9 protein-coding genes and 4 pseudogenes are annotated in these 10,385 nt (G+C 66.7%); 6 read left to right on the forward strand and 7 right to left on the reverse strand.

The window, feature by feature from the left end; all coding sequences use genetic code 11:
- Positions 1-7: 7 nt before the first annotated feature.
- A pseudogene (locus AO501_RS36395) lies at positions 8-145 on the forward strand (DUF5131 family protein); the annotation flags it as partial.
- Between the two features lie 44 nt (positions 146-189).
- Here the strand turns inward: AO501_RS36395 and AO501_RS28025 are convergent.
- From AO501_RS28025 to AO501_RS28040, 4 genes and pseudogenes are all read right to left on the reverse strand, one after another.
- Positions 190-786 (reverse strand): annotated as a pseudogene (locus tag AO501_RS28025) (DUF5131 family protein); the annotation flags it as partial.
- A gap of 751 nt (positions 787-1,537) precedes the next feature.
- Positions 1,538-2,261: pseudogene (locus AO501_RS28030) on the reverse strand (peroxiredoxin).
- A 1,438-nt stretch (positions 2,262-3,699) separates the two neighbouring features.
- Complete coding sequence (locus AO501_RS28035; protein ID WP_055580838.1) at positions 3,700-5,670, reverse strand: heavy metal translocating P-type ATPase; 1,971 nt, start codon at positions 5,668-5,670, stop codon at positions 3,700-3,702.
- The gene (locus tag AO501_RS28040) at positions 5,667-6,080 is read right to left on the reverse strand and encodes an ArsR/SmtB family transcription factor (protein WP_063892938.1); all 414 of its coding nucleotides are present in this window, start codon (positions 6,078-6,080) and stop codon (positions 5,667-5,669) included. The genes AO501_RS28035 and AO501_RS28040 overlap by 4 nt, the downstream gene beginning before the upstream one ends.
- A gap of 156 nt (positions 6,081-6,236) precedes the next feature.
- Here AO501_RS28040 and AO501_RS28045 point away from each other — a divergent pair, with 156 nt between their 5' ends.
- The 5 genes from AO501_RS28045 to AO501_RS36400 are packed head-to-tail and all read left to right on the forward strand — an operon-like array spanning position 6,237 to position 8,228.
- Positions 6,237-6,503, forward strand: a complete 267-nt coding sequence (locus tag AO501_RS28045) for a hypothetical protein (protein ID WP_256101437.1) — start codon at positions 6,237-6,239, stop codon at positions 6,501-6,503.
- A 27-nt stretch (positions 6,504-6,530) separates the two neighbouring features.
- The gene (locus AO501_RS28050; protein WP_055580846.1) at positions 6,531-7,139 is read left to right on the forward strand and encodes a class I SAM-dependent methyltransferase; all 609 of its coding nucleotides are present in this window, start codon (positions 6,531-6,533) and stop codon (positions 7,137-7,139) included.
- 17 nt (positions 7,140-7,156) lie between these two features.
- Complete coding sequence (locus tag AO501_RS28055) at positions 7,157-7,783, forward strand: methyltransferase family protein (protein WP_055580847.1); 627 nt, start codon at positions 7,157-7,159, stop codon at positions 7,781-7,783.
- A gap of 18 nt (positions 7,784-7,801) precedes the next feature.
- Entirely contained in the window at positions 7,802-8,119 is a 318-nt protein-coding gene (locus tag AO501_RS28060) for a hypothetical protein (protein WP_156452827.1), read from the forward strand.
- The gene (locus tag AO501_RS36400) at positions 8,103-8,228 is read left to right on the forward strand and encodes a hypothetical protein (RefSeq protein ID WP_231752630.1); all 126 of its coding nucleotides are present in this window, start codon (positions 8,103-8,105) and stop codon (positions 8,226-8,228) included. Before AO501_RS28060 ends, AO501_RS36400 begins: the two co-directional genes overlap by 17 nt.
- Before the next feature lie 259 nt (positions 8,229-8,487).
- On the opposite strand, the pseudogene AO501_RS40855 reads toward AO501_RS36400, so the two are convergent.
- From AO501_RS40855 to AO501_RS28070, 3 genes and pseudogenes are all read right to left on the reverse strand, one after another.
- Positions 8,488-8,640, reverse strand: a pseudogene (locus AO501_RS40855) (IS256 family transposase); the annotation flags it as partial.
- Between the two features lie 741 nt (positions 8,641-9,381).
- Positions 9,382-9,684 carry a hypothetical protein gene (locus AO501_RS28065; RefSeq protein ID WP_055580841.1) on the reverse strand — a complete coding sequence of 101 codons (303 nt, stop codon included), beginning with the start codon at positions 9,682-9,684 and terminating at the stop codon, positions 9,382-9,384.
- Complete coding sequence (locus AO501_RS28070; RefSeq protein WP_055580842.1) at positions 9,681-9,908, reverse strand: ribbon-helix-helix protein, CopG family; 228 nt, start codon at positions 9,906-9,908, stop codon at positions 9,681-9,683. The genes AO501_RS28065 and AO501_RS28070 overlap by 4 nt, the downstream gene beginning before the upstream one ends.
- Between the last annotated feature and the right edge of the window lie 477 nt (positions 9,909-10,385).

Consider the following 10,385-nt stretch of genomic DNA (forward strand, 5'->3'; position numbering starts at 1 on the left):
GGGGGCGCGCGGTATCCGCGACGCCTGCCGCGCCGAGGGAGTGCCGTTCTTCTTCAAACAGTGGGGCGGCCGGACCCCGAAGGCAGCCGGCCGCGAGCTCGACGGCCAACTGTGGGACGAGATGCCCACCGCGGCAACAGGTTAGACGACGGGGGCTACGATAAGGTTCTCGACCTTGGGGCAGGACAGCTCCATCGGCCGATACTTGGGGCCTGACTCGCCGCCGGCGATCACCCAGCCGATGCTGGTGAGGTCGATCCCGTCCAACGGACCGATTAGCGGCTCACAGGATAAGAAGCGCACCGCGGCCGGCACCTCGCGGAGATGGTCGACCCGGCTAAGAACGTCGGCGTTCTCCACCGAGACGCCGATCCACAGGTTGTCCGGCCAGTCAAGCTTTTCTGCGACGCGACTCAGCCGCCGACTCCGCTTGGTCAGGACCTGATAGGTGTGCTGCGGGGTGTCGCGACACACGTCGAACACGTCGCGGATGAAGCTGATCGGCACCTTGGCGTGGAACAGGTCGGCCATCGAGTTCACGAACACCACGCGGGGGGTGCGCCACCGCCGCGGCTCGTCCAGCGCTTGCGGGTGCACCGTGACACCGAAGCCGGGGCCGGATGTGCGCGGGTCGCCGTCGGCCTGGTACTTCTCCGACCCCATCGCCTTGAGTCGCCTTGCCAGAGTCATCGCGTAGCAGTGATCGCACCCGGTGGATACTCGATCGCACCCGGTGACGGGGTTCCAGGTGGCCTCGGTCCACTCGATCGCTGAACGGTCCGCCATCGGGGCTCCTCACCTGCGCTTTTCCTGCTCTAGTCTCACTCTAAGACCCACCACCGACGGAAGCCGCCAAGCAGTCAACCTGGTGCAGGTGTGTCGAATGGTGCCAGTGATACATGATCGGGTGAGTCAGACCGCATGTCGATCAACTACTTCCCGGAACGTCGCTAGGTTCACAACGGTGACCGCCGTGCCCCCGTACCAAGAGCTGCTCTGGCCCGCTGTCCTCGCGATGCGGGATCTGGGCGACTCCGGGTCCATCGACGAGATCAACGAAAGCGTCCTTGAGCGGGAGAACTTCTTGGATGCGCAACAGGCAGCTCTGCACGGTGATGGACCCGGGACCGAGATCGCCCGCAGACTTGCGTGGGCGCGGTCAGCTCAAAGGCATGGGCCTCGCCGAGAATTCACGGCGCGGTGTCTGGAGCCTCAACGCGGAGGGTCGGACCTATCCGGTAGCGGAACTTCAAGAACATCAGCCGCCGATACGTCTCCGCCGTGCGCGGTGAGCCCTTACGAGTTGCCCGGTCGGCTTTACAACACACGAAACCACTACGAGTCGGCCGCCACCACGCGGCGGTGGCCCCGACGGCGGCGGCTCGGCCCATTTGTTTCATGTATACATCAGTTACCCATGGTTAGTATCGCCGTTTTCGTCTGGTGAATCACGGATACGGTGCTTGCGGTGATGGCCACCTTGCTCGGATGACGAAAACTGGTGTAGATCTGTGGATTGTGCTGTGGCGCGAACCCTTCAGACGGTTCGGATGGCGGATTCGACTTCGTCGGCGCTGATCTGTTTGGTGCAGAAGAACCAGTCTTCGCACTCGATGCCGTCGATGTGCCCGTCCATGCGTTGCTTGGCGGTGCTGCAGGAGCCTGCGGGGGGCACGATGACCGGCTCGCCGGGTCGCCAGTCGGCCGGTGTGGCAACGGCGAAGTGTTCGGCTGTTTGGAGGGCTTTGATGACGCGCAGCAGCTCGTCGAAGTTGCGGCCGAGGCTTAGCGGGTAATAGATGACGGCGCGGATCACGCCCGTGGGGTCGATGACAAAAACCGCCCGCAACCGCCTTGGTGGAGTCCTCGCCGGGCATGATCATCCCGTATTTCTGGGCGATCTCCATGGTGATGTCTTCGATGAGCGGGAAGTTGACCTCGACGTTCTTCATGTCGCGGAAGGTGATTTTGTCCTTGATCGTGCGTAGCCACGCGATGTGGCTGTAGAGGCCGTCGACCGATAGGCCGACGAGTTCGGTGTTGTAGGCCGCGAATTGGTTCTGCATCGCGGCGAAGGTGATGAACTCGCTGGTGCAGACCGGGGTGAAGTCGGCGGGGTGGGAGAACAGGATGACCCACTTGCCGGCGTAGTCGGCGGGGAAGTTGATCTCGCCCTGCGTGGTGGTGGCGGTGAAGGCCGGGGCCGGGTCTCCGATACGCGGCATGCTCGTCACGGGGGCGGGGGTCTCGGTGGTTGTCATTGCAGTCCTTCCTCTTCGGGTGTCCCTAAGTTAGACGCGATACCACCAGGGGTATATTCCCGGGAGCGCTGGGTCCGCGGGTCGTGCAACGATTAGGCGTGTGCTGTCGATGAGACCGGTCGCTTGGACGGGACCGTCGGGTATTCCGCGCGTCTGGTAGGCCGCTGGTGGCGGATCGAGCCAGAGAACTCCGTTTGGCGCGGTTGCTGGTGTCGGCTCAGGTCACGCGTGGGGACGGCGGGGGTATCTCGCGCGGTTCCGCCGGGGGTAGGAGGACGCGACGACCTGCCCTTCGGCGCAGGCGCGACACCGGGTGACGGCGATGACCCGGTTGACGTCGACGGTCGCCGGCAGAGTTGAGGCGTGGTGCTCTCGGCGCGGTGTGGCACGCGGTGTCTGGGGTGATGGAGCTGGTGCCGCACGTGCTGCACACCTGGGTTTAATCGCGGGGGCCCGTCCTGGTTACCGGTGTCGGGGCAATCTGTTGTTCGCGGCCCTGGGCGGGATTTTCTCGATCCCGTTGCTGCGCAGACTGTATCGGCGATTTCACCCTTGGAAGGCGGCCGGTGATCGCGCTTGCGGTGTTTGCCGTGATGTTCTCGTTGTCTGAGTGGGTCGTGGTGGGTTGCGACGGCAGCCAGACCCGGCTGGCGACCGGCGCCGACCAGCCACCACCGTCGCCCGTACGCGGCCCACACCACGGTGGTTGACACGTGCGCGGGATTCGCGGTGGTTGGTGGCGTCAAGGGACCTGTCGCGGGGCGCGGGCCCGCACGGGGACGCGGATGGTTCTGCCGCCCTGACCGTGGGCCACGCGGCTGCGCCGCCTCACCGATCGGATTGCTGGCGGTCAACGGGAGAACCGGCGTGCCCGGCGGGTAGAGCCGAGTTCGGTTGTATTGGTTGCGAACTCGGGTGAGGGTGCCGTGAAGGTGGCGACCGGTTGCGGGCTGGACCGAAAGTCGATGTCGACCTGCCACCAACCCGTCTCCGAATTGGATGTAGCAGGTGGCTTGGCCGAGGTACTTTCCGGCTGGGGGTGTCCGTGTAGCTGGCCGGTGATGTTGGCGGCCACCGTGCGGGCGGCCCGTTCGGCGAAGCAATCACCGATCGCGTAGTAGGCGGCCAGTGCATGGAAGGTGACGGCGATCGCGCGCAGCGCGGGCCGCTGGCGCGCGTGGCGACGGCGCGTAGCTGCCAGATCACCACGCGGCGAAAAGACCTCGATTGCCGAGTTCGATTCCCAAGCCGACCAGCGCGATGGAGCCTGCGGACAGCCGACGGTGACCTCGATGACGCCGCCGACGACGTCCTAGACCATGAATCACGAGCGCCAGCCCCCGCCGGAACGAGGGTGTGTCAGGTTGCGTGTTGAACCGGTGGTCGGGATGATGCGCTTTGGCCGGGTTGCTTCGCCTCGGGTGGTCAATGCTCGGGATCACGTAGACGCCGCCGCTGTGGCTGTGCGTGGTGATGATGCCGGGTGGCCGGCCGGTGCTACGGCCAGTGGCTTGGCGCGGCCGGCGCGTACCCCGTTGGCGATGACTACAACCTCGGCGATCTCGTGCACTAGCACTACGGCGGCCAGGCCCAGGATGCCCAACAGCGCCAGCGGGATCAGCGCGGTGATCAGCACCAGGGACAGGCCGACGTTTTGCAGCATGATACGTCGGGCGCGGCGGGCGTGGCGGAACGCCTGTGGCAGGTGGCGCAGGTCTTCACCCATCAGCGCCACGTCGGCGGTTTCGATGGCCACGTCGGTACCCATCGCGCCCATCGCGATACCCAGGTCGGCGGTCGCCAAGGCGGGGGCGTCGTTGACGCCGTCGCCGACCATGGCGGTGCGGCGTTGGGCGCGTAGCTGTTCGATCAGGTTCGCCTTGTCTTCTGGGCGCAGCTCGGCGTGCACCGTCTCGATGCCAACCTCGGCGGCCAAAGCAGCGGCGGTGGTGTGGTTGTCGCCGGTGAGCATGGCCACCTGGTAGCCGTCGCCGCGCAGCTGGTCCACGGCCTCGGCGGCCTCGGGGCGCAGTTCGTCGCGCACGGCGACCGCGCCGATCACGTGGCCGTTGTCTTCGACGAGCACGGCGGTGGCACCGGCCTGCTGCATGCGTGCTACGTCGCCGGTTAGCGCTCCGGGGTTGAGCCAGCCGGGGCGGCCCAGCCGGATGGTGTGTCCATTGCGGTGGCCGATGAGTCCGGCGCCGGTGACGGCTTGCACGTCGCTGGCGGGGTTGATCTGGCCGGCGGCGGCCAGGATGGCCGAGGCCAGCGGGTGTTCGCTGCGTGCTTCCAGCGCCGCGGCCAGGTCGAGCACCTGGTCGCGAGTGGCGCCGTTGGTGGTGGCGACGTCGATGACGGTGGGGCGGTTGGCGGTCAGGGTGCCGGTCTTGTCCAGGGCGACACCGCGCACCGCGCCGAGAGCTTCTAGCGCCGCGCCGCCTTTGACCAAAGCGCCGAGTTTGCTGGCTGCGCCGATCGCGGCCACCACGGTGACCGGCACCGAGATCGCCAGGGCGCACGGCGAGGCGGCGACCAGCACCACCAGGGCGCGTTGGATCCAGGTGAGCGGGTCATCGAACACGCTGCCCACCACCGCAATAACGGCGGCGGCGACCATGATGGCCGGCACCAGGGGTTGAGCGATGCGGTCGGCCAGCCGTTGGGAGGCGCCCTTGCGGGCCTGTTCGGCCTCCACGATGCGCACGATGCGGGCCAGTGAGTTGTCCGCGGCGGTGGTGCTGACCTCCACCTCGAGTGAACCGGTGCCGTTGATCGACCCGGCGAACACCGCGTCACCGGGTCCGGCCTCGACGGGCACCGATTCCCCGGTGATGGCCGAGACGTCCAGCGCGGTGCGCCCGTGGCGGATGATGCCGTCGGTGGCGATCCGCTCGCCGGGTTTGACCAGCATCGCATCGCCGACCACCAGTTCGGTGGGTGCCACGATGATTTCGGCGCCGTCGCGCAGCACGGTGGCCCGATCAGGAACCAGCGACAGCAGGGCGCGCAGGCCGCGGCGGGTGCGGGCCAGCGAGTACTCCTCCAGGCCCTCGCTGATGGAGAACAAGAACGCCAACGTGGCGGCCTCGCCGACCTCGCCCAGGATCACCGCGCCGACAGCGGCGATGGTCATCAGGGTGGCCACCCCGATCTTGCCCTTGGCCAGCCGCCGCAGCGTGGACGGGACGAAGGTGTAGGCGCCCACCACGAGCGCTACCGCTTCCAGCGTGAGGATCACCGGCCGGGCCGCACCGGCCCAGCCCGCGAGGAGCGCGGCCAACAGCAACACACCCGACAGGGCGGCGAACTGCAGTTCACTGACCTGCCAGAGCCGGTCCGGCTCGTGCTCCTCGCTGCGCTCGTCAGCATCGGGTTCGTCGTGGCCGCAGCCGCACGCCTCGCTCATCGGTTACTCACCTTCGCCTTACTCGTCTCACTCTTGTTGCTCGTCGCCGCGGCGCGGGCGGTGCCGTAGTTGGGGCACAGCGCCACTGCGTTGCCGGTGGCAGCCAGCAGCGTCTCGGCCGAGGCCAGCAGGTCCATCAGCTCCGGGCGGGTCAGCGAGTAGAACACCTGCCGACCCTCGGGACGGCCAACCACCAGGCCACAGTCGCGCAGGCAGGCCAGATGCGCCGACACGGTCGACTGCGCCGTCCCCAGCAAGCCGGTCAGATCCACCACCCGGGCTTCCCCTTCGGTGAGCCGCTGCAGAATCGCCAGCCGGGTCGGGTCGGACAAACCGTGAAACAGCGCCACCGCCGGCGCCACGTCATGGGTCGGGCGCGGCGCCGGCCGCTTCCCACTTGTCATCGCCATAACGCGATGATAGCGTCACCCATATATCAATTGTCAAACCATGGTGATAGCGATCTCAGGCGTTGATTCGGGAGGTCCGGGTGCTCGGGTCCCACGCCAGGTGCTGGTGGGCCCTGGCGGGCTTGCTGATCGCGGTGAGCACCGTCGGGTTGGAACATCACGATTATGACCGCGGCGCTGCCGACGATCGCCGCCGATTTGGTGGTCGGCGCCAGTGTGCTGCAGTGGATGGCCAACGTCTACGTGTTGGTGCCGGCCGCTCCGATGCTGGTCTGCGGGACACCGGGGGATCGCTACGGGCGGCGTCAGCTGCTGCTGATTGGGCTGGGTCTGTTCGCCGCGCAGCCCACCCGCACTGGACCGAAAAGCCCGTCGGCGCACTACAGCCGGCCGCGGAAGCGACGGGGTGACGTGCGCGGCTAAATGGTGGAAAGGCAGATCCCTATGTTGATGAACCGGGCCGAGACGTCACTGGTGAACTCCCCGCCGCGGCGCTGGCTGCAACGTTTCTATGAGGTGCCGGTGCTGCTGCGGTTCGGCGGCCGGCTGATCCCGGGGGCCCGGGCGGTGGAAATCGGGTGCGGGTCCGGGTACGGCTGTCGGCTGATCTTGGAGCGGTTCGGCGCCGCCGCCGTGGACGGCGTGGACTTGGATCCGGCGATGATCGGCCGGGCCGGGCGGCGCCTGGCCTGCTACGGCGATCGGGTGCGGCTCGCTCAGGGCAGTGCCACCGACCTGCGCACCGCGCTGGATGCCGACGACGACAGTTACAGCGCGGTGTTCGATTTCGGCATTGTGCACCACATCCCGGACTGGCGTGCAGCGCTGGCCGAGGTCGCCCGGGTGCTCGCCCCGGGTGGGCGGTTCTATTTCGACGAGGTGACCGCGCACGCCCTGGCCCGCCCCAGCTACCGGCGGCTGTTTGACCACCCGACCGAAGACCGGTTCAGCGCCGGGCAGTTCCTCGATGAGCTGGCCCGCGACGGCCTGGTGGTGCTCGGATCGGTGACCCGCATCCGCGGCGATTATCTGCTGGGGGTGGCCGCCAAACCGATCTGAACGGAAGGTGACACATGATGGCTATCGCTGCGCTGGTCCTGTTCGCGGTGATGATGCTGCTCGACGGCGCGCTGCGCCGGCACATTCAGCTGGCCCGCACCGGCGACAGCGGCAACCGGCGCACCTGGCGCCCGGATGGCTCGCTGGAGTGGTGGGCGCTGGCCGGCACCGACCTTGGTTACCTGACGGTCGGTGTTGGCGCCCCGTTGGCCGATCTGGCCGGGTTGGCGCCGCTGGCTGTGGCCGATCACCCGGTGGTGCGCGGTGTCGGTATCGCGGTCGCAGTGCTGGGCATCGCGTTGGCGCTGGCCGCTCAGCTGTCGCTCGGCGCGTCCTGGCGCATCGGCATCGACGAGGCCGAACACACGACCCTCGTCACCACCGGCGCGTTCCGGGTGTGCCGCAACCCGATCTTCTCCGCGGTGATCGTCGCGTTCGGCGGCTTGGCGTTGATGGTGCCCAACCCGGTAGCCCTGGCGGGCGTGGTGATCACCGTGACCGGTATCCAGGTGCAGGTGCGCCTGGCCGAAGAGCCCTACCTGGACCGGGTGCACGGACCGGCCTACACCGACTACGCCGCCCGCGTCGGCCGGTTCCTGCCCGGCGTCGGCCGGCTGCAGCCCGAACACCAGCACCGGAGCTGACCATGCAACATGGAACCCGTGCTGGTGCTCATGGCGCTGCTCGCCGGCCGCTCCGGCCTGGGCGCTCTTGCCGAGCCCGAAACCGGCTGCGGCAGCGTCGGATTCGCCGTGGCAGTCGTTTCCCGACAGCAACGCAACACCGCGGGGACAAAGGAGCTCACCGGCGAATGCTCGAAAATCTGCCGCCGTGCTGCGATGACCCCGGCCTGCGGCCATATGCTGAGCCCGTCGAAGGGCGCCCAGCGAGTCTGGCGGCCGGTGGGGATCATCGCAGCCACGCTTATGCCGAAAAGGGGCCGGCATTCACCACGGCACCGCGGTGCGCCGCAACGATGACTACTTCGGCCACGACGTGAACGCGGCGGCTCGGATCACCGCGCTGGCCGACGCGGGGCAAGCCGTGATCACCGAACCCGTCGGGCAGGTGTGCACCCGGGTTTCTTGATCGGTCGGCCAGATGCAGGTATCTGAGTCCGCCGGCGAGCGTGGTCGGGCCAGCGCCGACCAGGCCGATACGCTTCCACCGTGCACGGTGAGCGCTCAGGAGTGCCTGGTCGGCCAAAGCCATCCCACTGTGGCGGGTGGCGGAGGCGGCTCAGCGGGCAAACGAATCTGGGGGGCGTCCGGAATCCGGTGTAAATGGGCCTACGTAGCTTCTGCCTTCGGTGGGTGATGTTACGCCGTTGGCTGATGGCTTCGGTGGTGCTGCCCGCAGAGTTTGGGGCGTGCTGGGGCCGTAGTTGTCGCGGCGGGTGCAGCAGGGCGCGGCGTAGGTCTTGGAGCTGGCGTACCCCGGCCGGGGTCATGGCGAATCCGCGCCAGCCGCGAGATGCGCGGTCCAGTACGGCCCAGGCGATGCACCCCTTTTACACCGGCTTTAGGACGCGACGCGAATCTGCGCCAACTAAACTGAGCGTGTCGCGGGCAAGTGTGTCAACTAAAGTGAGCGCACTCTGGCAGATGCGCCAACTAAAGTGAGCCGATCACAGATTGACTGAGCAGGGACAACACGGCGGTAGCCCCAACGGAGGCGGCTCAGCGGTGCCGTGTTTCATGTATAATATCAGTTATGCATGGATAACAGTCGCTGCCGTGTTCACCTTTGCTACCACCGGTCGTAAACCCACGTTCACATGCCGTGCGGCCCCAGCCTCCCCATACGGGCTAGACTGCCCGAAGTCGACGGCTCCAATCCGCAACCCAGGCAAGGTGCTTGGCATTCACGCCGAGCTTTTTCGCGACGGCGGCGACACCGCCGTTCACCTCAACCAGACGGCCGAACAGGCTGTCCGCACCCGACCACCATCCCGTTGCCGGCAAGCTGACCTGACGGTCGTTGGCGAGCTATAGGGCAAGATGTTCGCGCACGTCGGACAGGTCGAGCGGTTCCAATTCGAGCACGCGGCGCCAAATAAGCCTCGTCGACTTCTATGCCGGAATCGGCTGCCGCGGCGAGAACGGCAACTACGAGATCGTCGCCCTCGGGCGCCTTCGTCGCGGTCCTGATGACGTCGTGAGCGGTGAGATATTCCGACCGTGGTCCATATCCGGCATTCTCAAGGCGGTGACGGCGACACCGGGTCGGTCTTTGCGCTGAATCAGGAAACGAGGGCCGCGATGGTTGCCGTCGTGTCGGCGAGGGCTGCTGCGCCGATGTTGCCGATGGATTCGTCGAGCGCTACCGCGGGAAGCCACTGAACTAGCTCGGGCAGGACAACGCCCTTGGGTTGCTGCACAGATACAATCATCGCCATTGTGCCACTGGGGATTTCACCGGGAATGAACGGGCAGGTGATCACGCGCCCGGTTGCAGCGGCGAGGTGTATCGCGTTGGAGAGTACGACAACATACAGCTCGTGTCCGGTGTCGCGGCGCGGCCTGACGTCGCCGGGGGTGATCAAAGGCCTGCGGCCCGGTTGGCCTGGTAGACCGTCTGCGCGTAGGCGTCGATATCCAACGCCGGAACGGTGTGCGCGGTGTAGTGGTCCAGCGAGATCCGGAGATGCTCGTGGTGCAGGGCCCGCTCGATCATCTCGGAACGATTCAAGCCGACCGCCTGGGCATCCGCATCGGCCGCCGCAAGCACAGCCTGATCTATCGTCACCGACACCTTCGCCTTTGTCATACTTATTATCCTACCTTAAGGAGGATAAGCGTCCTGCTTGGTCCAACCGTCGCCTGCATTCCTCAGTTCTGTTCTCCAATGCAAGCATCACCCTCCGGCATCCGATCCACGTGCACGGCACAGGCGCACGGTCGCCGATCGCTGGACGCCGCTCGCCGCCTCGCTCCGAACGACTTGAGCGGCCCGCCCCGCGACCCGCGCTCAACACTAAATGTCGGTGATTGGTCTTACCTGGGCCGTCATCACGGCGCACAAGAAAACCTGCCGCTCACGGCGACTCATCAGCCTGCCGGACCACGACGGCCCACCGCTTTCCCGGTGCACTGTTTATCGCGTCGAACGCCAGGCATCCTGCCTGGTCGACCAACCATGCCCAACGTCAAACTTGACTGCCAGCGCGAAAGCTGATATGTAGGCATCTGTTGTCAAGAGGCAGGTGAAAGCCGCCCCGGTTTGGTGCCGGGGCGGCTTTCGTTT

It is taken from the genome of Mycobacterium gordonae (genome assembly GCF_001417955.2).
In the GTDB taxonomy this organism is placed as follows: domain Bacteria; phylum Actinomycetota; class Actinomycetes; order Mycobacteriales; family Mycobacteriaceae; genus Mycobacterium; species Mycobacterium gordonae_B.